The organism is Hahella sp. HN01, from assembly GCF_018986435.1.
In the GTDB taxonomy this organism is placed as follows: domain Bacteria; phylum Pseudomonadota; class Gammaproteobacteria; order Pseudomonadales; family Oleiphilaceae; genus Hahella.
The window spans coordinates 83,838-108,017 of record NZ_JAHMIN010000014.1; the positions used below are offsets into that span (position 1 = coordinate 83,838).

At 54.0% G+C, this 24,180-nt stretch carries 25 protein-coding genes; 7 read left to right on the top strand and 18 right to left on the bottom strand.

From position 1 onward, the window contains the following. Window positions 1-89 precede the first annotated feature (89 nt). Entirely contained in the window at window positions 90-368 is a 279-nt protein-coding gene (locus KP814_RS15100; RefSeq protein ID WP_216737547.1) for an accessory factor UbiK family protein, read from the bottom strand. Window positions 369-779: 411 nt separating this feature from the next. Between KP814_RS15100 and glnK the strand changes: the two genes are divergently transcribed. From glnK to KP814_RS15115, 3 genes are all read left to right on the top strand, one after another. Then, window positions 780-1,118 (top strand): P-II family nitrogen regulator, encoded by a 339-nt coding sequence (gene glnK, locus KP814_RS15105; protein ID WP_011400096.1) that lies wholly within the window; start codon window positions 780-782, stop codon window positions 1,116-1,118. Window positions 1,119-1,169: 51 nt separating this feature from the next. Beyond that, entirely contained in the window at window positions 1,170-2,441 is a 1,272-nt protein-coding gene (locus tag KP814_RS15110) for an ammonium transporter (protein WP_216737548.1), read from the top strand. Between the two features lie 177 nt (window positions 2,442-2,618). Further along, the gene (locus KP814_RS15115) at window positions 2,619-2,870 is read left to right on the top strand and encodes a SemiSWEET transporter (protein WP_127973844.1); all 252 of its coding nucleotides are present in this window, start codon (window positions 2,619-2,621) and stop codon (window positions 2,868-2,870) included. 15 nt (window positions 2,871-2,885) lie between these two features. Here the strand turns inward: KP814_RS15115 and KP814_RS15120 are convergent, their stop codons facing one another. The 4 genes from KP814_RS15120 to speE all read right to left on the bottom strand — a co-directional run bounded on the left by KP814_RS15120 (window position 2,886) and on the right by speE (window position 6,584). Further along, window positions 2,886-3,422, bottom strand: a complete 537-nt coding sequence (locus KP814_RS15120) for a murein L,D-transpeptidase family protein (protein ID WP_127973845.1) — start codon at window positions 3,420-3,422, stop codon at window positions 2,886-2,888. A gap of 279 nt (window positions 3,423-3,701) precedes the next feature. Then, window positions 3,702-4,916: a beta-ketoacyl-ACP synthase I gene (fabB, locus tag KP814_RS15125; RefSeq protein WP_127973846.1), complete on the bottom strand. Its 1,215-nt coding sequence runs from the start codon at window positions 4,914-4,916 to the stop codon at window positions 3,702-3,704. A gap of 31 nt (window positions 4,917-4,947) precedes the next feature. Continuing rightward, window positions 4,948-5,499 carry a bifunctional 3-hydroxydecanoyl-ACP dehydratase/trans-2-decenoyl-ACP isomerase gene (fabA, locus tag KP814_RS15130; protein ID WP_011400101.1) on the bottom strand — a complete coding sequence of 184 codons (552 nt, stop codon included), beginning with the start codon at window positions 5,497-5,499 and terminating at the stop codon, window positions 4,948-4,950. A gap of 221 nt (window positions 5,500-5,720) precedes the next feature. Continuing rightward, entirely contained in the window at window positions 5,721-6,584 is an 864-nt protein-coding gene (gene speE / locus KP814_RS15135) for a polyamine aminopropyltransferase (RefSeq protein WP_216737549.1), read from the bottom strand. A gap of 255 nt (window positions 6,585-6,839) precedes the next feature. Between speE and speA the strand changes: the two genes are divergently transcribed. Continuing rightward, complete coding sequence (gene speA, locus KP814_RS15140; protein ID WP_216737550.1) at window positions 6,840-8,750, top strand: biosynthetic arginine decarboxylase; 1,911 nt, start codon at window positions 6,840-6,842, stop codon at window positions 8,748-8,750. A gap of 77 nt (window positions 8,751-8,827) precedes the next feature. Here speA and KP814_RS15145 read toward each other — a convergent pair whose 3' ends face one another. The 7 genes from KP814_RS15145 to KP814_RS15175 form a co-directional block, all read right to left on the bottom strand. After that, complete coding sequence (locus KP814_RS15145; protein WP_216737551.1) at window positions 8,828-10,498, bottom strand: alpha-amylase family protein; 1,671 nt, start codon at window positions 10,496-10,498, stop codon at window positions 8,828-8,830. 204 nt (window positions 10,499-10,702) lie between these two features. Continuing rightward, entirely contained in the window at window positions 10,703-11,170 is a 468-nt protein-coding gene (locus tag KP814_RS15150; protein ID WP_216737552.1) for a Dps family protein, read from the bottom strand. Between the two features lie 156 nt (window positions 11,171-11,326). Beyond that, complete coding sequence (locus tag KP814_RS15155) at window positions 11,327-12,691, bottom strand: ATP-binding protein (protein WP_216737553.1); 1,365 nt, start codon at window positions 12,689-12,691, stop codon at window positions 11,327-11,329. 5 nt (window positions 12,692-12,696) lie between these two features. Beyond that, on the bottom strand, window positions 12,697-13,383 hold the full coding sequence (locus tag KP814_RS15160; protein WP_011400107.1) for a response regulator transcription factor: 687 nt from the start codon (window positions 13,381-13,383) through the stop codon (window positions 12,697-12,699). A gap of 55 nt (window positions 13,384-13,438) precedes the next feature. Next, the gene (locus KP814_RS15165) at window positions 13,439-13,720 is read right to left on the bottom strand and encodes a PepSY domain-containing protein (protein WP_011400108.1); all 282 of its coding nucleotides are present in this window, start codon (window positions 13,718-13,720) and stop codon (window positions 13,439-13,441) included. A gap of 36 nt (window positions 13,721-13,756) precedes the next feature. Further along, window positions 13,757-14,302: a glycine zipper 2TM domain-containing protein gene (locus tag KP814_RS15170; protein ID WP_216737554.1), complete on the bottom strand. Its 546-nt coding sequence runs from the start codon at window positions 14,300-14,302 to the stop codon at window positions 13,757-13,759. Window positions 14,303-14,440: 138 nt separating this feature from the next. After that, window positions 14,441-15,034 carry a TetR/AcrR family transcriptional regulator gene (locus tag KP814_RS15175; protein WP_216737555.1) on the bottom strand — a complete coding sequence of 198 codons (594 nt, stop codon included), beginning with the start codon at window positions 15,032-15,034 and terminating at the stop codon, window positions 14,441-14,443. Between the two features lie 134 nt (window positions 15,035-15,168). On the opposite strand from KP814_RS15175, the gene KP814_RS15180 reads away from it, so the two are divergent. Together KP814_RS15180 and KP814_RS15185 are read left to right on the top strand one after the other, a co-directional pair. Continuing rightward, a complete protein-coding gene (locus tag KP814_RS15180; protein WP_216737556.1) occupies window positions 15,169-15,777 on the top strand; it encodes a glutathione S-transferase family protein in 609 nt (202 codons plus the stop codon). A gap of 43 nt (window positions 15,778-15,820) precedes the next feature. Then, window positions 15,821-16,480, top strand: coding sequence for a glutathione S-transferase family protein (locus KP814_RS15185; RefSeq protein WP_216737557.1), 660 nt, complete (start codon window positions 15,821-15,823; stop codon window positions 16,478-16,480). Between the two features lie 5 nt (window positions 16,481-16,485). On the opposite strand, the gene KP814_RS15190 is transcribed toward KP814_RS15185, so the two are convergent. The 3 genes from KP814_RS15190 to KP814_RS15200 form a co-directional block, all read right to left on the bottom strand. Beyond that, window positions 16,486-17,466: a WD40 repeat domain-containing protein gene (locus KP814_RS15190; RefSeq protein ID WP_216737558.1), complete on the bottom strand. Its 981-nt coding sequence runs from the start codon at window positions 17,464-17,466 to the stop codon at window positions 16,486-16,488. Window positions 17,467-17,612: 146 nt separating this feature from the next. Further along, window positions 17,613-18,086: a sigma D regulator gene (gene rsd, locus KP814_RS15195; protein WP_127973859.1), complete on the bottom strand. Its 474-nt coding sequence runs from the start codon at window positions 18,084-18,086 to the stop codon at window positions 17,613-17,615. Between the two features lie 140 nt (window positions 18,087-18,226). Next, window positions 18,227-18,724 (bottom strand): disulfide bond formation protein B, encoded by a 498-nt coding sequence (locus KP814_RS15200; RefSeq protein WP_216737559.1) that lies wholly within the window; start codon window positions 18,722-18,724, stop codon window positions 18,227-18,229. A gap of 155 nt (window positions 18,725-18,879) precedes the next feature. Here KP814_RS15200 and KP814_RS15205 point away from each other — a divergent pair, with 155 nt between their 5' ends. Then, the gene (locus tag KP814_RS15205; RefSeq protein ID WP_216737560.1) at window positions 18,880-19,308 is read left to right on the top strand and encodes a flagellar basal body-associated FliL family protein; all 429 of its coding nucleotides are present in this window, start codon (window positions 18,880-18,882) and stop codon (window positions 19,306-19,308) included. Window positions 19,309-19,377: 69 nt separating this feature from the next. On the opposite strand, the gene rmf is transcribed toward KP814_RS15205, so the two are convergent. The 3 genes from rmf to KP814_RS15220 all read right to left on the bottom strand — a co-directional run bounded on the left by rmf (window position 19,378) and on the right by KP814_RS15220 (window position 24,063). After that, window positions 19,378-19,575, bottom strand: coding sequence for a ribosome modulation factor (rmf, locus tag KP814_RS15210; protein WP_011400118.1), 198 nt, complete (start codon window positions 19,573-19,575; stop codon window positions 19,378-19,380). A 431-nt stretch (window positions 19,576-20,006) separates the two neighbouring features. Continuing rightward, window positions 20,007-21,584, bottom strand: coding sequence for a glutamate--cysteine ligase (gshA, locus tag KP814_RS15215; RefSeq protein WP_216737561.1), 1,578 nt, complete (start codon window positions 21,582-21,584; stop codon window positions 20,007-20,009). Window positions 21,585-21,735: 151 nt separating this feature from the next. Continuing rightward, on the bottom strand, window positions 21,736-24,063 hold the full coding sequence (locus KP814_RS15220) for a Tex family protein (RefSeq protein ID WP_216737562.1): 2,328 nt from the start codon (window positions 24,061-24,063) through the stop codon (window positions 21,736-21,738). Between the last annotated feature and the right edge of the window lie 117 nt (window positions 24,064-24,180).

A 24,180-nucleotide genomic window follows, 5' to 3' on the forward strand; every position in this document is an offset into this window, starting at 1 on the left:
TTCAGCCTCGTTCCTGAGGCGCTAATGTGTGTAGATATTAAAGCGAGACCGGCGATTTGATTCTCATCGCCGGTTAATAAAAAAGTCCGTTAGGCTTGTTCGCCTTGCTCACTCTTGGCTTGCAAAGCCGCCTCCAGTTCAACCACGCGTTTTTCCAGACTATCCAGTTTCTCGCGGGTGCGGCGCAATACTTCCAATTGCACATCGAACTCTTCCCGGGTCACCAAGTCCAGCTTGGAGATAATGCTGGAGAAAGCCGCCTTGGCTTGTTGCTGCACATCTTCATGCGCGGATTTAGCGACATCCGGCACAAACTGACCAAAATGCTGGTTGAACGCGTTAAGCAAATCTACTGGTGATACCGACATGGAAAGTCCTCCGTTTTTCGGAGCGGCGATTGTACCACGGCGTTCCTGGTTTGTTTATGGAATCCTCCCCGTTTCCCGCCATTGGCTGTAGAACCGGAGTTAATGTGACAACAAATCCTGTTTATAACGTTATCATTCCGCTCTTTTGCACAAATTCTGTGCATTTTTATAAATGCGCACCAGCCACGGGCGCCAATTAACCTCAAACAGGGGCATGCTGCGCTATAATTGTGCCCTGGTTTTTCCACAAGGTAAGAAATATTCATCTAGTTAACTGTTTTAAATAAATTTTTTATCATTGGCACAGCAGATGCTACATCACGCACAAATTCCGCACATATTTTTGTGCGTGGTTGAGCTTGCTGATTGTGCGATTTCTATAACAGGCGGGTAGATACAAAGGAGAAAAAAATGAAACTGGTAACTGCCATTATCAAGCCATTCAAGCTGGATGATGTGCGTGAAGCACTCTCCGAGATTGGCGTTCAGGGCGTGACCGTGACCGAAGTAAAAGGGTTCGGTCGTCAGAAGGGCCACACCGAGCTGTATCGTGGCGCAGAGTATGTCGTCGACTTTCTCCCCAAGGTGAAAATCGAAGTCGCTATCGGCGATGACTTGCTCGACCAAGTCGTAGAAGCCATCACTAAAGCCGCAAACACCGGCAAGATCGGCGACGGCAAAATTTTTGTGGTGGATCTGCAACAAGCCATCCGCATAAGGACCGGCGAGACTGGTACAGACGCGATTTAACCAAAACTAACAACAACTGGTAACTGACAAGCCTAGTGCGGAGGGCTTTTCATGGAAAACAATGTTTTTCACTTACAATATGCATTAGATACCTTCTATTTTCTTGTGATGGGCGCATTGGTCATGTGGATGGCCGCGGGTTTCGCCATGTTGGAATCCGGCTTAGTGCGCGCCAAGAACACCACTGAAATTCTTACCAAAAACGTCGCTCTCTACGCCATCGCCTGCATCATGTACCTGATCTGCGGCTATGAAATCATGTATGGCAGCGGCGGATATTTCCTAAGCGCCATCATGCCTGGCGAGACCTATGTCGACGACACTTTGAAGTCGTTCGCTGAGCGCGATGGCGGCTTCACAGGAGGCGCTATCTATTCCGGCGCATCTGACTTCTTCTTCCAGGTCGTATTTGTGGCGACCGCCATGTCCATCGTATCCGGCGCCGTCGCCGAACGTATGAAGCTGTGGGCGTTCCTGGCCTTCGCTGTGGTGATGACTGCATTTATCTATCCGATGGAAGGCTCTTGGACCTGGGGCGGTAATGCTGTATTCGGTCTATACAGCCTGGGCGATATGGGCTTCAAAGACTTCGCGGGTTCCGGCATTGTTCACTTGGCCGGCGCAGCGGCGGCTCTGGCAGGCGTATTGCTGCTTGGCCCACGTAAAGGCAAATACGGCCCTAACGGACAAGTTAACGCTATCCCTGGCGCTAACCTGCCTTTAGCGACACTGGGCACTTTCATTCTTTGGATGGGCTGGTTCGGTTTCAACGGCGGCTCAGTATTGAAACTGGGTGATATCGGCAACGCTAACTCCGTGGCGATTGTTTTCCTGAACACTAATGCAGCGGCGGCCACTGGCGCGATCGCAGCGCTGATCACCGCTCGCCTGCTGTTCGGCAAAGCTGACCTGACCATGCTACTTAACGGAGCCCTGGCAGGTCTGGTGGCGATCACGGCTAATCCTGACGCTCCCTCCCCCGTAGCTTCATCGTTGATTGGCGTAGTGGCTGGCGTGCTGGTCGTATTCTCCATCGTGACCCTGGATAAACTGAAAATCGACGATCCTGTTGGCGCGATCTCTGTACACGGCGCTTGCGGTCTGCTGGGTCTTCTGGTGGTTCCCTTCACAACTGACGTTAGCTTCATGGCTCAGCTGGCTGGCGCGCTCACCATCTTCGTATGGGTATTCGCAACCAGCTTAGTGGTGTGGGGCCTGATTAAAGTGATCATGGGCATCCGCGTCAGCGAAGAAGAAGAGTACGAAGGCGTGGACCTAGCGGAATGCGGGATGGAAGCCTATCCTGAATTCACCCGCGACTGATCTCTCAAATCAACTTCAAAGAGGGCTGCCATTTGGCGGCCCTTTTTCGTGTGAGCAGGATACGGTGTTATTAGAAGTCTGCGCCCCCAGCCATAACGACGGGGCGTACATATTTTCCCCTAGTTACGCTGCCGGACAGCGTGATTAAAATGCGCGCAATTCTATAGGGTTAATAAGATGTTAGCATCCATCATCGGCACACTGGCGGCGCTGCTCACCACACTGGCGTTCCTGCCTCAGGTCAGACAAACGTTGAAAACGAAAAACACATCCGGCATCTCGCTCGGCATGTATAGCATTTTCACGTTGGGCGTCTTTCTGTGGCTGCTTTATGGGATCATGATGGTCGCGTGGCCGATTATTATCGCTAATACTCTGACATTAGCGCTGGCGTCCACCGTGTTAGCGTTGAAGCTGAAGCACGGTTAATGGCCGTGCGCTGACCTACGGCAGAATTTCAATAGGCGTGCCGTCCGGCACCAAAGACCAGATCTCATCCATCGCCTGATTGTTGACGGCGATACATCCATCCGTCCAGTCAAACTCGTAAAGCCAGATACTGTCGCGGTCATGGTTGAAGCCATTGGGCCAGCCATGGATCATAATCATCCCGCCTGGCTCACGTCCCTGGCTCTTCGCGAATTCAACGTCCTGATCATTTGGATAAGAGACATGGATGGACTTGTGAAACGCGCTGTTAGGGTTACGCCAATCAAGTGAGTAAGTGCCTTCAGGCGTTCGCTCATCCCCTTCGAACTGTTTATGTCCCAGCGGCTTATCGCCCAAAGCGATCGGATACACCCGCAAAGGCTTCCCTTCTTTCAATAGAATCAAAAGTCTGGACGCTTTCTTTACCTGAACTTTATCCACCAGAGGAGCCATATATGCGGATTCAGACAACGCCAGCGAAGTTTGCGCCTGTTCCGCGCCGACACCGCAAGCAAAAAGAACACCCGCCAGAAATAGAGAACCTTTCCGCATGAGACCCTTTAGAAATTGAATGGATGACGCTTAACTATCAGCATAGCAAACATAAGAATCCTGCACAGATTCGAACTGTGACCAACATCTTCTATTTGTATCTCAGCTATGCGCGTGATGTTTTTTACATCACAATCAAGGAGATGCCAACCGGGTTAGATGAAAATACCAGAAAACAGGCATAAAAAAGCCCGCGCTAGGCGCAGGCTTTTTATTCTTTCGCTGACCCGTCCTGAATATAGTCGACACCTATTTCAGGACTAGACACGCAGAACTGGATCAGCCTTTGTATTTGCTGAAAGCCAGACAGGCGTTGGTGCCACCGAAACCAAAGCTGTTGCTCAGAACGGTATTCAGTTCCGCGTCGGTAGGCTCGGTCACGATCGGGAAGCCAGCGGCTCTCTCGTCCAGCGCCTCGATGTGACGAGATGGCGCGATAAAGCCGCCTTCCATCATCAACAAGCAGTAGATTGCTTCGTGTACGCCAGCAACGCCCAAAGAGTGGCCGGACAGTGATTTAGTAGAACTGATGCGCGGCAGATTGTCGCCAAAGGCTTCTTTTACTGCTTTCAGCTCAATAATATCGCCGACTGGCGTACTGGTGCCGTGAGTATTTACGTAATCTACAGGCGTGTTTACGGTAGACAGCGCCTGATGGATACAGCGGACAGCGCCTTCTCCAGATGGAGCCACCATGTCTTCGCCATCGGAAGTGGCGCCGTAGCCCACCAACTCAGCGTAGATCGGCGCGCCGCGACGCAGCGCATGCTCCAGCTCTTCTACGACGACAACCGCGCCGCCGCCAGCGATGACAAAGCCATCACGGGTGGAGCAGTATGGACGTGAAGCACGGGAAGGGTCGTCGTTGTACTTGCTGGACAACGCGCCCATAGCGTCGAATAGTACCGCCAGGCTCCAATGCTCTTCTTCACCGCCGCCAGCGAATACGACGTCTTGCTTGCCCAACTGAATTTGTTCCCAGGCGTGACCGATACAGTGAGCGGCGGTCGCGCAAGCGGAAGTAATGGAGTAGTTAACGCCGCGAATTTTGAACGCGGTGGACAAACAGGCGTTTACAGAACTGTTCATGGTGCGGGGTACGCGATAAGGCCCCACACGCTTAACGCCTTTCTCACGCAGAATATCGACGGATTCGACGACGTTACTGGTGGAGGCTCCACCAGAGCCCATCACGATGCCGGTGCGAGTGCTGCTCAACAGCTCTTCGTCTATCTTGGCGTCTGTGATGGCCTGATTCATAGCGATATAGGCGTACGCTGCCGCGTCGCCCATGAAGCGTAGATGCTTGCGGTCGATGTGTTCAGCGAAATCGATCTGGACGCTGCCACTGACCTGACTTCTCAAGCCCGCTTCTTTGTAGCTTTCGTTAAACCGAATGCCTGAGCGGCCAGCTTTCAGTGACTCAGCCACCTCCTCTTTGGAGTTGCCCAAGCAGGATACGATTCCCATTCCGGTTATGACGGCGCGTTTCATTCAGAAACCTCTTACATTTGCAAAGGATAACTTATTTGATTTCCGCACCGCTCATAGCGGCGGGGTCAAACAAGCCCACTCGTAAATCCTTGGCAGTATAAATGGCTTTACCGTCGACATACACGGTTCCATCAGCCAAGGCCATAATTAACTTACGAGCGATTACTCTTTTGATATCGAGAACATACTCGACGGATTTTGCGGACGGCAACACCTGACCGGTGAACTTAACTTCGCCGACCCCCAGCGCCCGGCCCAATCCCTTGTGACCTTTCCACGCCAGGAAAAAGCCTACCAGCTGCCACATGGCGTCCAGTCCGAGGCAACCCGGCATGACCGGATCGCCAACGAAATGACACTTAAAAAACCACAGATCCGGATTGATATCCAACTGCGCACGCACGATCCCGTGACCGTATGCTCCGCCTTCTGCGGAGATTTGAGACACCCGGTCGACCATCAACATCTGGTCTACAGGAAGTTTCGCAGCGCCTTCGCCAAATAACCGTCCCTGTCCGCAGGCTTGAAGTTCTTCTTTCGTATATGAAGCTTTCACTCCATGGTTTTCTGCTATTGCGTGCACGCAGTTAACTCCGATTTCTATATCACGTCCAATAGCCTGCCAACCATATACCGGCTGTATTGCCGTTTCTTGACAGGAGTTATGGTTTGCATGTTAGTGCGCCCGAAAAAAGAACGTCTATTGGACAAAGGTAGGTTCGCACCCTTTTCGGAAGGCCGGATTCCCTTATGGTACCTGGCCTTAAGCATTAAAATACAGATGTATAGAAATAAACGTTCAGACTAATCTAAGTCAAGTTCATTCTTCATGAATTCAGGCAGAGCCAAGGCTGCTTTATGCACTTCCGCATTGTAATAGCGAGTCACAAAAGGACGCTCAGCCGCGTCTTCTTCACGGAAGAATTCCAGCTTCTTACCTTTACCCGCCATGGTGCAGCTCCACCAGCCGGTAGGATACACAGGCTGCGGGAACGGCAGCGTTCTGACGCCGTCAAAACCAGCCTGACGCATATCTTCATGCACTTTCTTGATGATGCTGGACGTGTGCAATAAAGGGGATTCCGTCTGCTGCACGATCATGCCGCCCTCGCGCAACGCCATGAAACAGTTGCGGTAGAAGTCGACGGCGAACAGGCCTTCAGCTGGCCCAACTGGGTCGGTGGAGTCGACGATAATCAGGTCGATGGACTCCAGCGGGGCGTCAGCGATCCACTTGATGCCGTCGCCGAAGAAGAAGTTGGCGCGCGGGTCGTTGTTAGCGGTGCACAGATCAGGGAAATACTTCTCTGCAACGCGGGTGACGCGCTCGTCGATTTCAACCTGCCAGGCTTCTTCAACGCCAGGGTGTTTGAGCACTTCTTTCAATGTGCCGCAATCGCCGCCGCCAACAATTACGACTTTCTTCGGCGCCTGATGAGTGAACAGCGCGGGGTGGGTCATCATTTCGTGATAGAGGAAATTGTCACGGTCAGTCAACATGACGCAACCGTCCAAAACCATCAGATTACCGAAGGTTTCAGTCTCAAAGATTTCAATCTTTTGATACTGGCTCTGCTCTTCGTGCAGTTTACTTTTTACTTTGAGGGAAAACCCGGTGCCCTGGTCCTGAAAGATTTCGGTAAACCACCCGGGGATCTGCTCGCTCATTATGTTCTCCCAATGATTCGATTAATTATTGTCGGCGCGATGCGCCTGCGGCTAAAGCAGCATATTGTAGGCGTAAGGCGCGAAGATCACAGCATTATTTTGGGATTCGCCAGCGTTTCCAGGTAGCCAGGAAACGTAGAGCAATACAAAGCCCATAACTTATTAACGCTAAGGATTCCGCTTGCTTTAAAATGCCGCCCCTTGACGATAACCTTAACACTTTATCCGGGGGCATATTGCCGAGGAGACGCATTGATGGAAGATTGGACCCGCGATCACGCACTGTCCACCTACAACATCCCTTTCTGGGGAGATGGTTATATAGATGTTGACGCCGATGGCGACGTTATCATCCGCCCCAAAGGTTCAGAACATAACGCAAGCGTCAGTCTGAAAGCGCTCGCCACACAAGTCCGCGCCGCCAATCTTGGGTTGCCGGTATTGGTGCGTTTTGCGGATATTCTGCATCACAGGGTCAACCATTTATGCGAGGCGTTTAACCGCGCCGCCGAACAGCTGGCCTATTCAGGTCGCTATACCGCGGTCTATCCGGTCAAAGTGAACCAGCAACGCCGCGTCATTGAAGAAATCGTCGCCGCGCAACCCGCCGCCGCCAATGGCCAGATCGGCCTGGAAGCTGGCAGCAAGCCGGAGCTGATCGCCGTCCTGGCCATGAGCAACCCCGGCGCCACTATTGTCTGTAATGGCTACAAAGACCGTGAGTTCATTCGTCTCGCCTTGTTGGGCCAGCAGATGGGCTACAAGGTCTACATTGTCGTTGAGAAACTGAACGAACTGACTTACGTGCTGGAAGAAAGCCGTAACATGGGCGTGACGCCGCGCATTGGCGTACGCGCCCGTCTGGCCTCTATCGGCAAAGGCAACTGGCAGAATACCGGCGGGGAGAAGTCGAAATTCGGTCTGTCTTCCGTGCAGATTCTGCAGGTGCTGGACACGCTGAAACAAGCCAACGCACTGGAGTCTCTCCAGCTGCTGCACTTCCACCTGGGTTCACAGATCGCCAATATCCGGGATATTCAGACAGGATTGCGCGAGTGCGCGCGTTTTTATGGCGAGCTCCGTCGCCAGGGCGCTGACGTAAAAATCGTCGACGTCGGTGGCGGTCTGGGTATCGACTACGAAGGCACCCGCTCCCGCAGCGCCTGTTCGGTTAACTACAGCGTGCATGAGTACGCCTTTCACGTTCTGCGTACGATCAAAGAAGAGTGCGATCGCGAAGGCATCCCCCATCCCAATGTGATTACCGAGTCTGGTCGCGCCATCACCGCTCATCACGCGGTGTTGATCACCGATGTTATCGACAGAGAAAGCGTAGCGCAGCCGGATGAGGTCAAACAGCCGACGGCGGACTCTCCGTCAGTGGTTCGCGACTTATGGCAAGACTTCGAGGCGCTTAAAGATCGCAATAATCGCCGCTCCGTCATCGAGATCTACCATGACGCGGCGCATGCCCTACAGGAAGCGCAAACGTTGTTTATCCATGGCGTGCTGAGCCTGGACGACCGGGCGCAGGCCGAGACGATCTATCAGGCGTTGTGCCTGTATATTCGCGAACATTTACAGCCGGAAATCCGCGCACACCGGGAAATTTATGACGAGCTGAACGAGAAACTGGCGGACAAGCTGTTCGTGAACTTCTCTCTGTTCCAGTCTCTGCCGGATATCTGGGGCATTGACCAGATCTTCCCGATACTTCCGTTAAGCGGTCTGCATAAGCGTCCAACACGACGCGGGGTGATTCAGGACATCACCTGCGACTCCGACGGGCGCATCGACCAATATGTAGACAGTCACGGCATTGAAACCACACTGCCGATCCCTGAGCCGGAAAAAGATCAGCCTTTCCTTCTCGGATTTTTCCTGGTGGGCGCTTATCAGGAAATTCTCGGCGACATGCACAATTTGTTCGGTGATACCGACTCCGTAGACGTTTGCCTGAATGAGCAGGGCGACCTGTCTCTGCAGCACCCCATCAGCGGAGACACGGTCGACAAAGTGCTGCGCTACGTTAACTTCGAGCCGGAGCAACTATTGCGCGCCTTCGAAGACAAGATGGCGGCGTCTGATTTGCAGGAGCAGCAAAAGCGGGACTACCTGCAAGAGCTGAAGGCGGGCCTGACCGGCTACACCTACCTGGAAGAGTAAAGTCTCTGCTGGGTAAACCGGATCGCAATGCGCGCCGGTTTACCCTTCCCTTCCTATAAAGTTCAAGCTTTCATCGTTTAGAGCGTGGGCGCAGTCACCAGCATAAATCGCGCACTGTAAGGCTCTACCGGGATACTGTGGTAACCGGACAAGAGTGCGATTTCCTCTGCGCTCATCAGATCTTTCAAGTTCCCATTACTGCCGACGTTCGTTCCTTCCAGCTCAACAGTGAAGGGATCGCCAGTAATATTCAGTAGAAATAACACAACTTCACTACCCGCCTGCTTGCGATCGACATAGACTTTGCCGGACTGACCATGATTAACCGATGCCCGCGTCCCCGCGTACAGAGCAGGATGGGCGGCGCGCATCGCCATCAGGTCACGAATGTAGTCGCGTATTGCCGTTTGTTTGGCGTCAGCCGCGAATAGAGCGCCATCTTCCCCGCTCGGCAAACCTTCCACTTTGGCGCTGGAGCGTGAAACATGATCATCGCACAAGCCTGCTTTAGCGCCTGCGCCATTATCGGACTCGCATGCGACGCGATCCGAGAAGCCGACCACTTCATCACCGATTTCGTCTCCGTAGTACAACGTGATAGGACCCGTATATGCGGCGAGGAAGCTGTAGGCCGCTTTGTGTAGATCGGCATAACGATCCTCGCCCGGATTGGCGATTTTACCCCGTTGCAGCAAGTCGCCAAAACGCACCAGATCATGATTGGTCAGAAAGCCGTTGGGGAGCGCGTGCGTCGGATAGGCCGCCTGGGTGGCGTAACCTTCCTGGAGCGTCGAAACGGCGGCGGAACGATGTCCGCTTTCCTCCACTCCCAACGCCTGAACAAGTCGATAGCGCATAGGGAAATCAAAAGAGGAGCATAAGCCAGGCTGCGCTACGGAGCCGTACGCCTGGGCAGCGATTTCCGCCTCGCCTTTCCAGACTTCGCCTACCATATAGCCCAAAGGATTCACCTGCTCTCCGTTCATGGTGTAGGTCACGCTTTTGGAGGCGTCCTCCACCGTCTTGCGGATCTCTCCCCAGGCGCCGGTTGGAACCTGGTAAGCCTGATCCAAGCGCCACCCGTCAATCTTCAGTTCCTTCACCCAATAGGCGGCGACTTCCTTGAAGAAATCCAGATCATTGGGATAAACAGCTTCTCTCCCCGTCCCCGCCTGGGCGACGCCATTAGTGCTGACCACACGTCCTTGCGGTGAAGGAAAGTCGCCGGCATTACTCTTAAAATGGCCAAAGACGCCGTCAAAGAAGACATAGATGCCTCGCGCGTGCGCTTGCTCCACCAGCTCCCGGGCTTGCGCCATCGTGCCGAAATTGGGATCTATGGAAAAGTAATCGCTGGTGAAATAGCCCGTCGCATCAAGGCGGTCCGCCCATTCATCCTGCCCAGAGATGGGAGAGCTGTGAAACACCGGGGTCAACCAGATCGCGTTCATACCCATATTCTTGATGTAATCCAGAGAATCGGTGATTCCCTGCAAGTCTCCGCGATGATGACTGCTTCCATAACCCGCGCCGTAATTAGCGTTCAGGTCGCCATCAATAAACGACTCCACCATCACCTGATAGATGCGAAGTGCTTTGGCTTGATCATAAGTTTCCTGATTACAGGCGTATGACTGATAACCTGGTTCGGCGGGCGTGGAGCCGCCAGAGCTGCTTCCGCCTCCGCCGCTGCATCCGGCCACCAAAACGCTGAACGACAATAACGCCGCAGCTTTGTTCAACTGCATGAGTGATTCCCCGTTTTTATTCTCGACCTAAGGCGCGGGCTGACGTCCGCCAAAAGTGTTCAGCGCAAGACAGCCGCCCATGATATGGCGTTAAGTAATATCACCTATCAGACGAAAATTTATCCTTCCGGGGGAACGAGAATGGGGCGTAGAAAGAGGGAGGGATGCTCCTCCCTCTCTATTGCAGAGAGAGGAGCTGAGCGATCAAACCATGCTGCGCAACATCCAGGCAGTCTTCTCATGCACGCTCAAGCGATCTGAGAGCAGCGACGCAGAGCTTTCGTCCGTCGCCTCCTGAGCTGCTGGCAAAGCCTCGCGGATATTCCGTGCGATCTGCTCGTGGTCTTTCGCCAACACCGCCAGCATCTCATTCGCCGCAGGCACGCCGGCCTCTTCCTTTAATGTCGCCAGCTTCAGGTAGCTGGAGTAACTGCCAGGGGCGAATTCTCCCAGTGCGCGAATGCGTTCGGCGATAGCGTCAATGGCGGCCGCCAAATCTGTGTAATGCATTTCCGTCAGGGCGTGTACTTCCTGAAACCGGGGACCGGTGACGTTCCAATGGAAGTTCTGTGTTTTCAGGTACAAGGTGTAGCTGTCCGCCAGCAACCTGGACAATGAGTGCGCGATATTCTGACGGGCGTTTTCCGTTAATCCGATATTGATATCCGACATGGTCGTCTCCTTTCCTGGTTACTTAAAGTGGTTGAAGAGATGATAAGCCCAACCCGATAAGCAATAAATTTTATTAAAACTAAAATCCTGATTGATTTTAGCTATAAAACCATTAATTATTCCGTTTACGCCGCCATGTTATAGCCGATCAACGTCTCAGCTAACAACCCGTCCGGGCATGATGATTTCAATCGTCACGCCATCGCTGACGCCCGAAGCCAGCTTCAGTTCGCCACGATAGCTTTCCACCAGTTCGCGCACAACGGAAAGTCCAATGCCCTGACCAATCGGGCGACTGTCCAGGCGCACGCCGCGCTGTAGCGCTTTGTCCCAGTCTTGCGCGGGAATGCCGGGACCATCATTGCTGATCGACAGCGTCACGAAACCGTCCACTTCGCCAGAAGCATGAATAGACACTTCCGCATCACCGTATTTAAAAGCGTTATCGATCAAATTGCCCAGCATCTCCATCAAGTCTGCTTCGTCTGCGAGAAACGCCACCTCTTCAGGCACGTTGACTTCACAATACATGCCTCGGTCAGCATAGACTTTCTGCAAAACGGAGGTAACGCGATTGACCAAAGGCAGGATGGGCGTCGGTTTATGCCAGACTCCCTCTCCTCCGGCGCTGGCGCGCTTGAGCTGGTAGGTCACGACGTCGTCCATACGCGCCACCTGCTCACCCAGAGTGCGCCGACGCTCTTCCTCATTCATTTCAATGGCGCCGCGCAGCACCGCCAGCGGCGTCTTCAGACTATGCGCCAGATCTCCGAGACTGTTGCGATAACGTTCCCGCTGGCGTCGCTCCACATCCAGGACGGTATTCAACGCGTGAGTCAAGGCAGCGATTTCTTTGGGATAGTTTTCCGACAGGGTGTCCATTTCACCTTTTTCAATCGCCCCCAGTTCTCTGGTCACATTCTGCAAAGGCCGCAACGCCCAGCCCAGAAACAAAGCCACAATGGCGCACAAGGCGATGGTGACAATCACCAGACCGATTGAAAGAGTAGTGGTGAAAGAACGGGATTCCTGCTCCAGCAAAGACGCTTGTTGCCAAACTTCAAAAACATAGCGACGAAAGCCGTTTTCAACGAGGCCGCTATCCACGGCGAACAACGCAGGCAGTTGCACCTGCAGATAACCCGGCTTGGCGTCTACGCGACGATGGGAAATCCGACCCGGCTCAGTTTCCGGCGCCAGCCAGGGCAACGTCTGCGGGAGGCCTAAACTAGAGCGGGACTGCCAGACGATAAAGCCGTCGCTGTTACGCACAACCGCGACCAGACCCGACTGGGCCTGATTAAAACGACTCTCCTGAAGTTCTTCCGGCAGTTGCAGACTATCGCCAGAAGGCTCCGCCGCCGCCAGTAACAAATAGAGGTGAGCGCTAAGCCGATCGATATGCGCCCGCTCCAGACTTTCCTGATAAGCGACATAGACCACCCACCCCGCTGATACCACGAAAAAGGGAATAACCAGGGTGAGCAGCCAGAAGCGGGTGCGAAGTGAGAGCCGCCGCACAGTGATCAGGCGGTCTTCTGTGGCGACCAGTTAAACCGGTAGCCCTGGCCGCGCAAGGTGGTAATCGGTTTGTTGACCCCATCCGGGTCCAGCTTTTTGCGCAAGCGACCGATAAAAACCTCTATAACATTGCTGTCACGATCAAAATCCTGCGCGTACAAATGCTCCGTCAATTCAGTTTTGGACACAGCCTGACCGGCGCGATGAACCAGATATTCAAGCGTGTTGTATTCGTAGGCGGTCAGCTCCAGGGCGGAGCCGTCGATTTGCACCAGCTTGGCGCGAGTATCCAGGGTCATGGGACCGGCTTGAATCACTGGACTGCTGAACCCGGAAGAGCGTCTCAGTAAGGCGCCCAACCGCGCCATCAATTCAGCGACGTGAAACGGCTTCACCAGATAGTCGTCAGCGCCAGCTTCCAGGCCACTGACTTTATCCTGCCAGTGGCCGCGCGCGGTAAGGATGAGAATGGGGAACTCTTTGCCCATGCCGCGCCACTCCTGGATCACCTCCAGGCCGGTGCGTTTGGGCAGGCCCAGGTCTACGACGGCAAGGTCATAAGGGTTTTCTTTACCCAGATAAGCGGCGACCTCGCCGTCTTCCGCCGTGTCTACGGCGTAGCCATGTTTAACCAGTTCGTCCCGTAATTGGCCACGTAACAACGCTTCGTCTTCGACCAATAGTATTCGCATGCTTGATTCCCGCTAACTTCCTAAACCCTGTCGCTTTATCGGAGCAGACGCTCCATCAGCTGACTCTTCCCGAGCTGCGCTCAACTACGTAGGTTTTCACCACTCCGTTGGGAAGCAAAACTTTCACCCGATAGACATCGCCCTGGGACTCGACTTTCAGCACGCGTCCCCCACTTACCTGACGCACCAGACTGGCGGCGTCCTGCTCACTCACGTCCGCCAGCAACAAGGTGTCCGCTTGCGAGGGTGAATAACCGAAGGCCGGGGCGGCCAACGCAGCCGGCGTATGCAGCCAGGCTGTCAGTAAAATGGATGTTAAGAGCAATGTTCTGGTCATGGTTCAGCTTCTCGTAGAGGGCCGCCCGCCAAACAATCAGGCGGGCTCCACAGTCACTCTGATACGAATGCGATCACCCGGGTACTGGTCCATGCGGGTGCGGTATTCGCGTCCCTGATACTTATAGGTCACCCAGTATCCCATAGTCTCCTGCACATATTCCACGTCGTAGGTGGTTTCACAACGTCTTTCATTTGAGTAGTAAGACTCTGAATAAGACGTTGAACCCCGATTGGATATGTCATGCCCGATAGACGCGCCCAATATCGCGCCCACTGCGGTTCCAACCTGCTTGTTGCGTTTCTTGTGTCCCACTGCGTTACCGATGGCTCCACCGATGACGCCGCCAAGGATGGTACCGGTGTAAGAGTCAGAAGACTGACGCGGCGCTTCGTGGCGCACCTGCTCGGTCCAGCAGGACTCGCGAGGCGTGCGATGCTCTACGGATTTAGTGATAGGCTCCACGTCCACCACTTTGGCGTAATCGAATTCAGAACCGCCGCGGTGGTGGCGACCGCCGGCGAATGCCGGTGCGGCCAGGGTAACTGAAAGAGCGGCGACTGCCAGTGTTTTGATTTTCATGAGTGAATCTCCTTGCGCTTATCTGATGGGTTCAGATTAATGCAGTCAACCTGAATGCTAACTGAACTTGCGCTAACAAATTTCACCCGCCGCTGACCTCATGAACAGGCGTTCAATTATTAACCACCCTAAGCGGCGCTATGCCGCCCATCCTCTTACTTCCTGCATCAGGAATTTGAATGCGTTCTCCACCCGACACTGCCTGCTACAGGTTCGGCGCAATGCAATAAGCCCTTGTGTGACGCTGACCAGATAACAGGCGGCGGCTTCCACATCAATGTCCCCACGTAAGCCGTTATTATCCTGCGCGCGGATCAAAGCCTGAGCTAATAACATCTCCAGTTGGCGCAGCCAGTCATCTACTTTTTTCTGCACTAGTTCGTCTACGCCGCCCATCTCAGAGCCCGCATTCTGAACATAACAGCCTACCCGGCCGCCCTCGCTGCACAGCCCAGCGCTCAGCCCCGCCAAATACTCCACAACCGCATCCAGTTCAGCGTCGTCATGCAACAATGGCGCGGCGATTCGTCGGATGACCGTATTCAAGTAGTGATCGAGCGTTAAATGAAACAGGGCGCGCTTATCGCCAAAAGTGTTGTAAATGCTGAAGCGGTTCAACTCCAGCTCATCACATAACTGCTGTAACGAAGTGGCTTCGAAACCCTGCCGCCAGAACAGTTTCATGGCGATATGCAGTTTTTCTTGTGGGTCAAATGCGGTAGGTCTTCCCATTAATCTCTTCTGATATCTCAGGCTCTTATGCAGATTAGTGAACAAAGGTCGTCTATATTATAAACAGTTCTTGACTGAACATTTAGAAAAAATCTATATTTCTAAACGATCAGTCAAAAATAAAAGGCGAAACAATGAAAATATATCAGGCACGGATCGCGCCCAATCCTCGCAGAGTAAGAATTTTCCTCGCGGAAAAAGACATTGCGATGGAGTATGTCGAAGTCGACATTCAGAAAGGAGAACAGCATAGCCCTGAGTTCAAACAGAAGAATGCCCTGGGACTGCTTCCGGTGCTGGAGCTGGACGACGGTTCCCATTTGTCGGAATCCATCGCCATCTGCCGCTACTTCGAAGAGACTCAGCCTGAACCGCCTCTGTTTGGACGAGACGCCAAAGAAAAAGCGATTGTCGAGATGTGGATCAGACGCTGCGACTTCTATTTCATGTTTCCCACCGGCATGTGTTTCCAAAACACGTCCGATTATTTCAAAGGACTCAAGCGTCAGGTTCCCGAGTGGGGCGAGCTATGTCGCGAAAAGTCAGGCAAATTTTTCAATCTGTTGAACAACCATTTTGAGCATAACGCCTACCTGGCCGGTGATTACTTCAGCATCGCCGATATCAGCGCGTTCTGCACGGTGGACTTCGCCAAAGTGATTCAGCAGCGGATTCAACCGGAACATACTCATTTGCAACGCTGGTATGACTCAGTCGCGGCGCGGCCGCCCAGCAAAGCTTAAATAGCGAACGTCGCCGCATGTGCGGCGCATAAGGAGCAATCTCATGATAGACCTGTATACCGCCGCCACACCCAACGGGCATAAGATCAGCATCGCCCTGGAAGAGATGGCCCTTCCCTACAATGTGATCGCAATAGATTTGAGCTCCGGCGTGCAGAAACAGCCGGAATACCTGAAGCTGAATCCCAACGGGCGTATCCCTACTATCGTTGACCGGGATAACGATGACTTTGTCGTCTTTGAGTCCGGCGCCATCCTGGTTTATCTGGGCGAAAAGTCCGGCAAGTTTTACCCTACGGAAGCGAAAAAGCGGTCTCAGGTGCTACAGTGGCTGATGTTTCAGATGGGGGGCATTGGCCCCATGATGGGGCAGGCCAACGTATTCTTCCGCTATTTCCCGGAAAAACTGCAGCCCGCCATTGATCGCTACCAGAATGAAGTAAAGCGTCTTTTCGGCGTGCTGGATGGGCATTTGGCGGATAACCAGTTTCTGGCGGGCGACTACTCCATCGCCGATATCGCCAACTGGGCCTGGGTGCGCACGCATAACTGGTCTGGCGTTGATATCGCTGATTTTCCCCACCTTACTCGTTGGGTGCAGGAAATCGCCGCGCGACCCGCTGCGCAAAAGGGTATCGAGATTCCCAAGCGGGCTGAGCCGGAGGATGTGGTAAAGGGCGTTCAATCTATCCTTGTGAGGTAATCCGCCTAGAGCTTAAACCGCTCCAGCATGCCGTCGGACGTTATGGCGATCACCTCTCCGTTAGCGGCGAACGCCATGTCCAACACCGCCCCGCTACTGGCGGGGCCCCAAATGCGTCGGGCTTTAGCGGACCAGTATCCGATTTCATTGCCGTTCACGGCGTCTACGAGATAGATGTCGCCACGAAAGGTTCCCAGCAACAAGCGACGTCCGTCCGCGGAAAATCTAGCGCTGGTGAAGTTCTCATAGCGGTAGGACAGTTTGGCTTTGGCGTCGCCGCTGATGGCGTCCCAGATAACAGCGTCCTCTCTCTGCGCAGCGGAAAACGCTAAAGCGCCGTCATTGGAAAGCGCGACAGTCTTTACCTGATTGGAGTGAGAAAAGGTATGCACCAACGCGCCAGTGTCCAATCGCCATAAACGCGCGCTCTGGTCATCCGACCCTGTAATCGCCCAGCGGTTGTCGCCGGATATATCCACTGACGTCACTTCCGCTTTGTGGGGAAACTCATAGCGGGACTGGCCTTTTTGCAGGTCAAAATACACTGCTTGATTGCTGCGCATGCCGAGTAGCGCGTATTTATCATTCGGGCCGATGGCGATGTTGGAAATTTTATCCGACGCGCGCCAGAAATTGAGCGAGTGGCCGTCTGACACATTCCATACCACCAGGTCCGCATCCACAGCAGTAATCGCCAGCTTGGCGTCGTCCGCCATCGCCACCGCACGGATGGTGCTGAATTCTCCGGATTTATGATTCCAGTTGTAGAGCCGTTCATTCTTGCCCAATACCCACAAACTGCCGCCATGCTGCACCGAACCGATCAGCGCATAGCCTGCGTCAGCCGAGAGTCCAGCGCTGAGCAGCCCTTGTTGCGCCACCTTCAGTGAACTTTCAGGCCCTTTGCCGCCACAGCCGGAAAGCAGCGAACAGACTGATAAAATCAGCGACAGGGATTTCCACAGGTAAGTCCTTGGGACGCGCATACTGAGTCAGATGGTCGAGACTGAATTCAAGGTTGATTAAGGAAGTTTAGACAACCTTATGAGATAGGCAAAATTATTTGTGGAAAATTAACAGGTTAGAACAAGCCGACCGCCTGTGGCGACCGGCTTTCATGACTTGGCCCGGATCAGGCGACTTGATCAGCGTGCGCGTTATGCAGCTTTTCGATCAGCATATCTTCCAGTTCGAAGCGCTCTTCCAGGCGTTCGCCCAGTTTGGAGAGCTCAGGCAACAGCGCATTCAGCTCGGACAATTCTTCCGGCGTCTTATCAAACCGGTCGTTATAGTCCAGCGCCGCTTCAGTGGTGGACTGAATCTTCGGAAACAGTTCCTTCACCAGCTCCATACCGCCGTCGTTAAACTCGCGGGCTTCTTCAATTAATTGCTCGTACACCTCAAAGTGGCCTGCGGAAACATAGTCCAACAGCACCTGACAGAACGTCTTAAAGTTCTTAACCGCCGATTCCACATCGTCAAACTTGCTCTTGCCGACCAGATCGCAATAACGCACGATCAGGTCTTGCCTTTCCTTAAGCCAGCGGTCGATTATTTCACTGACGCCACCCCATCGCTCTTTGGCGTTTTGGCAATTTTCCAGCATGACCTCACCCTTATCTCTATCTATCTGTGCTAGCCGTTAGTGTTATAAGTATTTTTAATAGTGGCTTCCAACTATACGCGATCACTCGTTTGCTAAACAAGCGTACCGAATTCCTTTTTCAATGTTTTACCAAACCGCAATCAGCGCGCCCTGCGCACCCAGGTAAAGGCCCAGGCGGCGGTAAAACCGATGAAGGCGATCAGCGTCCAACCGGGAATGCTCAAGCCCAAAAACGTCCACTGCACCTCAGCGCATTCGCCAGTGCCGGTCAGCATCATCGTCAATACTTCCGAGAACGGAAAAGCCTGCAACATATACTCTAAACCGGGCCCGCAAGCAGGCACCTGATCCGCCGGCAGACTCTGCAGCCATAACTGACGCGTCGCCAGCGCAGCGCCGCCCAACGTCGTCACCCAGCCCAGCAGCGTGTAAACCGTGATCCCCATATTTTTCGGGTTATGCAGCGCCGCCGCTAAAAACACCAATCCCGCCAGCACAAACGCGATGCGCTGCGCCATACACAATGGACAAGGCTCGAGATCTTCCACGTACTGCAGGTAAAAAGCGAATCCCATTAATCCGGCGATCGCCAGAAAACACAGGAAGTAAATCGTTCGGTTAGTGAGCCATGCGGGCATGAGATCTCCTGTTCTCCCGGTAGGGTAGCTTGTCAAAACGGCTTTCGATTTTGCTGAGAATAAACTTTGCTTGCAAGACGCGAAAACCATTTGACGCTCTCCAAGGCCTTGTCTAGGCTCGAAATAACCAAAGTTTAATCAAGAGGACGCCTTCCATGGTACTTAAGCACGCGTTTCTGCGCGATTTCCGTCTGCTTGCTCTGCTGGCGATCATCGCCCTGGCGACGGCGTCCGGCGCGTACGCGGAAGGTCAGGATGACCTGGTGCAATATATCGATCTGAGCCCGTCGTTCGTGCTTAATTACGACGGTCCCAGCAGTAAGCTCAAATTCGCGAAAATAGACGTGTCCGTACGGGTCAACACTCGTACAGCGGCGGCGGCGGTGGAACACCACATGCCAGCGCTACGCAACCTGCTGGTATTGATGTTCAGTCGTCAAACGGAAAAGGTGATGGGCTCGAATGATGGCCGGGAACAGTTGCGAGCCGAAGCGCTACAATCGCTGCAGGATTTTCTGCAGGAAGAGTCCGGAGGCAAAATGGTAGAGGACCTGCTGTTCACCAACTTCGTAGTGCAACGCTGACCGCTTCAACACCGGACTCCGACGTCGCCATCACTAGCAACGTCGGCGCAACCCTTCGGATCGACAGGTTCAGGCCGTTCTAGCCTTCCCTTTCTTATCACCGGCTTGGGCGCCGTCTTCCCAGCCCGCTTCCCAGGCTGCGATCACGACTTCACCACGGTACGGGCATTTCACCCGCTCCATACCCAAGACGCCCGCCATGTATCCTTGCTGATAAGCCTTGTTAAGCGTTTCCAGATTCCAATTCAGAGATAGATCTGCGGCCATACCGGCCTCCCAATTCGCATGCCAAATTAAGTTGATGGTTCAGATTTGCTTTTATCGTTATATCGCCGCCAGTGTCGTGGATGACTCATCGAGTTATTCCCACAGCAGGCTGCGAGCTTATTCATTGGCTACTTCGCGACTCAGGATTAGGCCAATAGGCTTAGTCGCATTACAACAATAATCCAACACACCAATAACAAAAAGCTTCTGATGCCTAAAAAGTGTAGCAAATTGTAAACTTATGTTACAGCAGGCAAAAAGTAGCACGCCAAAAGGAGTAGAACAAGGTGAATGGCGCGGAATTGTGCGCTGGTTGACGCGATATCTGGTCGGACAATTTCAGTGAGGGCAAGCAGGAAGCGCGGGCCTGGAGAGATTAATCAGGCCGGGACCTGCACGGTCCCGGCCTGCTTGAAGTAGATCAGATCTGGTTAAACGTAGGTCAGATACTGTTTCAAATAGGCGTCGAAAGGCAGATTGTCCGCTTCCCGCAGCGCTCTTTCATCAGCCCAGGATTGCTCACCGGCGCGAACATAGTGCTGCATACGCTCCGGAGACAACGGATTTGCGGTCAATGTCTGATGATGCGCTTGCGACATCGCCAGGGTCCAGTCAACGTAGCCCTGACCGTTGGACACTGCCGCATAGGTGCGCGCAGATGGGGTCAGGCTGGGGTCATTCACTTTCGCCCTGGCGTCCCGTATGGCCGCGGCGTAGCTATCGCCGCCTTTGATGGCGTCCAGCTCTCTGGCGCATAACTCAACCTGCTCCAGAATACGCAACGCCCATTCCTGGAGCCCGCCCTGAACGTAATCACTCTGCTGCAAACGCACCAGTTCAACGTCCGCATCGCGTCCGCGGGAAACCGCAGTCAGGAAGTTTTCTTCAATGATCGAGCATTCTTCATCCACGATTTTGGCGCTGTCAGACAGCAGACAGGTCAACAGGAAAGCGTCCAGGAAGCGGATTTGCGACTCGCTCACGCCGATAGGCGAGAACGGGTCCAGATCAAGGCAGCGCACTTCAATGTATTCGATCCCGCGACGCTTGAGCGCCTGAATCGGTTTCTCGCCGCTCTGAGCCACGCGCTTGGGCCGAATCGTGTTGTAGTACTCGTTTTCGATCTGCAACAGGTTGGCGTTGAGCTGAATGTATTCGCCATCCCGCTGCAAGCCAATCGCCTCATACCGGGGGAACGGCGTGTGCGTGGCGTCATACAAGGTTTTGACGTAAGTGTTGAGGTGATTAAAACAGATCTTCAGCGACGACTGCGCATTATTCTGATACCCCAAATCACTCATCCGCAAAGAGGTCGCATGAGGCAGACCCAGAGTATCCGTCCCGAACTGATCGAGCTTATGATCGCGACCGCTCAGGAAACTGCGGTCCAACGCCGGCGAGGCGCCGAACAGATACATCAATAGCCAGGACCAACGGCGGAAATTGCGAATCAATGAGAAATAGCTCTCTGATTTGAATTCCTGCAGCGGCGCGCTTTGCGCCAGGACTTCCTGGTAAGCGCGCCAGAAATCATCTCCCAGAGAGAAATTGAAATGCACGCCGGCGATGCTCTGCATAATGCGGCCGTAACGATAGGCCAGCCCACGTCGGTAGACGTGCTTGATTTTGCCCAGATTGGATTCGCCGTATTCCGCAATACGGATGCTTTCATCCCCGTCCAGAAGGCTGGGCATACTGCCCGCCCACAAGGATTCGCCCGCAGGCAGATTGGCGTGTACGAACTGATGTATTTCCTGCAGAGAGGTCAGCAGTTCATCCACCTCGCGGGTCACTGGTGTAATCAACTCCAGCAGCGCTTCGGAATAATCCGTGGTGATGTTCGGGTGGGTCAATGCGGAGCCCAACGCCTGCGGATGGTCGGACTGGGCGATGAAGCCCTTGCTGTCGACGCGCAGACCTTCCTTTTCTATTCCGCGATAGATATCCGCCAGCGCTTGGGGGTGACGACGTCTCAACTTTTCCAGTCGCGCCGCTAACTTCTCACTCATGCACGATTCCTTGCTCCAGGAACTAATATTGGAGGAGAGAACACTCTCCCCGCCTTCGCCGCCGCGCCGCTCCCGGCGGAACCCGCAGAGAGCGCGCAAAAATCCCCGCAGATGCGACCGTCCCTGGAATCACGGCAGTTATATTTAAATACTAGCCTTTCTTTCCTGGTTGCTGCTTCTGCGCTTTCAACAACAAGGCGCCGAACGAGCCCATGCCTCCCGCAGCGGATTCGTTACCGGCATTCCTCTTTTGTTTTTGAGGCTGCCGCCCGGCGTCGCGAGCGCCTGCGCTGGCGCCGCTTTGCACTTCATCGTCCAGACGCATGGTTAAAGCAATACGCTTACGCGCCGCGTCCACTTCAATCACCTTCACCTTCACTATGTCGCCCGCTTTGACCACTTCCCTGGGGTCTTTGACAAACTTGTGCGACAGAGCGGAGATATGCACCAAGCCATCCTGATGCACGCCGATATCCACAAACGCGCCGAAATTGGTCACGTTGGTGACAGCGCCTTCCAGCACCATTCCGGGCTTAAGGTCCTTAATGTCCTCAACACCTTCCTGGTATTGCGCGAACTTGAATTCAGGGCGCGGATCGCGGCCCGGTTTATCCAGCTCGGCCAGAATATCTTTGACAGTGGGAACGCCAAAATGTTCATCCACGTAATCATTCGCTTTCAGGCTGCGTAAGAATGTGGTGTCGCCAACCAGGGATCGCAAGTCCCGGGCATTTTTTTCTGCGATTTTATTTACTACGACATAGGCTTCCGGGTGCACTGCCGAGGCGTCCAGCGGGTTGTCGCCGTTCATAATGCGCAGGAATCCGGCGGCCTGTTCGTAGGTCTTGTCTCCCAAGCGGGGTACTTTGAGCAGTTGCTGACGATTCAGAAACGCGCCCTTGGCGTCGCGATAAGCCACAATGTTGCCCGCCAGCGTCTGATTCAGACCCGCCACTCGCGCCAACAAAGGCGCAGAAGCGGTATTGACGTCCACGCCCACCGCGTTAACACAGTCCTCCACCACCGCATCCAGCGTACGCGCCAGCTGAGTCTGGCTGACGTCATGCTGATATTGGCCCACGCCGATGGATTTGGGATCGATTTTCACCAGTTCGGCCAGCGGGTCCTGCAAGCGGCGCGCGATAGACACCGCGCCACGGATGGTGACGTCCAAGTCCGGGAATTCTTTCGCGGCGTATTCCGAAGCGGAATAAATAGAAGCGCCGGATTCATTGACCATAATTTTGGTCAGCTTCAATTGCGGGAACTGCTTGATCAGATCGGCGACCAGCTTGTCGGTTTCTCTGGAAGCCGTACCGTTGCCGATACTGACCAGCTCTACTTTATGCTTGGCGCACAGAGCCGCCAATTGCGCGATGGATTGCGACCACTGATTTTTCGGCGCATGGGGATAGATCGTCGCGTGATCGACAAACTTGCCCGTGGCGTCGATCACCGCCACTTTGACGCCGGTGCGCAGACCGGGGTCCAGTCCCATGGTGGCCTTGGCGCCCGCCGGCGCCGCTAGCAGCAGATCCTTGAGGTTGCTGCCAAATACGTTGATGGCCTCTTCTTCCGCACGCTCGCGAATTCTGCCCATCAAGTCCGTCTCCAACTGCGTCAGCAGCTTGACGCGCCAAGTCCAGCGCACCACGTCTTTTAACCAGCCGTCGGCGGCGCGGCCTTTGTCACTGATGCGCCAGTGCGCGGCGACGATGTTTTCACAGGGATGCGGCTCCAGCCGCGATTCTGGTTCGTCCGGCAACACGATCTGGAAGCTCAGCACGCCTTCATTGCGGCCACGGAAAACGGCCAGCGCGCGATGGGAGGGAACGCCTTTCAGCGGCTCCTGGTGTTCGAAGTAATCGCGGAATTTGGCGCCGTCCTGTTCTTTGCCCTCAACGACGGCCACTTTCAGCACGCCCTGTCCCCAGAGGTGTTCGCGCAGACGGCCGATCAATTCGGCGTCTTCCGCAAAGCGCTCCATCAGGATGTAACGCGCGCCTTCCAATGCGGCTTTAACATCGGCGACGCCTTTGTCCGCATCGACAAAGCCTTCCGCCAGAGTTTCAGGAACCAGGTAGGGATCAGCCAGCAACTGCTCCGCCAGAGGCTCTAATCCAGCCTCCTTGGCGATCTGCGCCTTGGTGCGGCGTTTCGGTTTATATGGGAGATACAAATCCTCCAGGCGGTTCTTGGTGTCCGCATCGATGATTTGCGCGCGCAACTCGTCGGAGAGTTTGCCCTGTTCCTCAATGCTGCTCAGGATGGTCTGCCGCCGATCTTCCATTTCACGCAGGTAGCGTAAGCGATCTTCCAAGTGACGCATCTGGGTGTCATCAAGACCGCCAGTGACTTCCTTACGATAGCGGGAGATAAATGGAACGGTGGCCCCTTCATCTAGCAACGTGACGGCCGCCGCAACCTGTTCGGTTTTGGCGTTGAGTTCTTGGGCGATAACGCGATAAATCTTTTCCATTAAAAACCTGTTTACTCAGTTCTTTGCATAATATCTGCTGAATTTCGCCAGCTCGCTCCCCTATTGCCTGTTGGTGTCGAAGTTTTGCGCAGCCCCGTCCTTTCACTCAATAAATTC

What these genes read in the sequence shown, in the direction of transcription:
- speE (WP_216737549.1), bottom strand. Translation starts at nt 6,584, where the DNA reads ATGAGCGAGCAGATCCCCGGGTGGTTTACCGAAATCTTTCAGGACCAG.
- KP814_RS15205 (WP_216737560.1), top strand. Translation starts at nt 18,880, where the DNA reads ATGGTACTTAAGCACGCGTTTCTGCGCGATTTCCGTCTGCTTGCTCTG.
- fabB (WP_127973846.1), bottom strand. Translation starts at nt 4,916, where the DNA reads ATGAAACGCGCCGTCATAACCGGAATGGGAATCGTATCCTGCTTGGGC.
- KP814_RS15165 (WP_011400108.1), bottom strand. Translation starts at nt 13,720, where the DNA reads ATGACCAGAACATTGCTCTTAACATCCATTTTACTGACAGCCTGGCTG.
- KP814_RS15190 (WP_216737558.1), bottom strand. Translation starts at nt 17,466, where the DNA reads ATGCGCGTCCCAAGGACTTACCTGTGGAAATCCCTGTCGCTGATTTTA.
- speA (WP_216737550.1), top strand. Translation starts at nt 6,840, where the DNA reads ATGGAAGATTGGACCCGCGATCACGCACTGTCCACCTACAACATCCCT.
- KP814_RS15200 (WP_216737559.1), bottom strand. Translation starts at nt 18,724, where the DNA reads ATGCCCGCATGGCTCACTAACCGAACGATTTACTTCCTGTGTTTTCTG.
- rsd (WP_127973859.1), bottom strand. Translation starts at nt 18,086, where the DNA reads ATGCTGGAAAATTGCCAAAACGCCAAAGAGCGATGGGGTGGCGTCAGT.
- KP814_RS15100 (WP_216737547.1), bottom strand. Translation starts at nt 368, where the DNA reads ATGTCGGTATCACCAGTAGATTTGCTTAACGCGTTCAACCAGCATTTT.
- KP814_RS15185 (WP_216737557.1), top strand. Translation starts at nt 15,821, where the DNA reads ATGATAGACCTGTATACCGCCGCCACACCCAACGGGCATAAGATCAGC.
- KP814_RS15170 (WP_216737554.1), bottom strand. Translation starts at nt 14,302, where the DNA reads ATGAAAATCAAAACACTGGCAGTCGCCGCTCTTTCAGTTACCCTGGCC.
- KP814_RS15145 (WP_216737551.1), bottom strand. Translation starts at nt 10,498, where the DNA reads ATGCAGTTGAACAAAGCTGCGGCGTTATTGTCGTTCAGCGTTTTGGTG.
- KP814_RS15180 (WP_216737556.1), top strand. Translation starts at nt 15,169, where the DNA reads ATGAAAATATATCAGGCACGGATCGCGCCCAATCCTCGCAGAGTAAGA.
- rmf (WP_011400118.1), bottom strand. Translation starts at nt 19,575, where the DNA reads ATGGCCGCAGATCTATCTCTGAATTGGAATCTGGAAACGCTTAACAAG.
- KP814_RS15220 (WP_216737562.1), bottom strand. Translation starts at nt 24,063, where the DNA reads ATGGAAAAGATTTATCGCGTTATCGCCCAAGAACTCAACGCCAAAACC.
- KP814_RS15175 (WP_216737555.1), bottom strand. Translation starts at nt 15,034, where the DNA reads ATGGGAAGACCTACCGCATTTGACCCACAAGAAAAACTGCATATCGCC.
- KP814_RS15115 (WP_127973844.1), top strand. Translation starts at nt 2,619, where the DNA reads ATGTTAGCATCCATCATCGGCACACTGGCGGCGCTGCTCACCACACTG.
- KP814_RS15150 (WP_216737552.1), bottom strand. Translation starts at nt 11,170, where the DNA reads ATGTCGGATATCAATATCGGATTAACGGAAAACGCCCGTCAGAATATC.
- KP814_RS15160 (WP_011400107.1), bottom strand. Translation starts at nt 13,383, where the DNA reads ATGCGAATACTATTGGTCGAAGACGAAGCGTTGTTACGTGGCCAATTA.
- gshA (WP_216737561.1), bottom strand. Translation starts at nt 21,584, where the DNA reads ATGAGTGAGAAGTTAGCGGCGCGACTGGAAAAGTTGAGACGTCGTCAC.
- KP814_RS15120 (WP_127973845.1), bottom strand. Translation starts at nt 3,422, where the DNA reads ATGCGGAAAGGTTCTCTATTTCTGGCGGGTGTTCTTTTTGCTTGCGGT.
- glnK (WP_011400096.1), top strand. Translation starts at nt 780, where the DNA reads ATGAAACTGGTAACTGCCATTATCAAGCCATTCAAGCTGGATGATGTG.
- KP814_RS15110 (WP_216737548.1), top strand. Translation starts at nt 1,170, where the DNA reads ATGGAAAACAATGTTTTTCACTTACAATATGCATTAGATACCTTCTAT.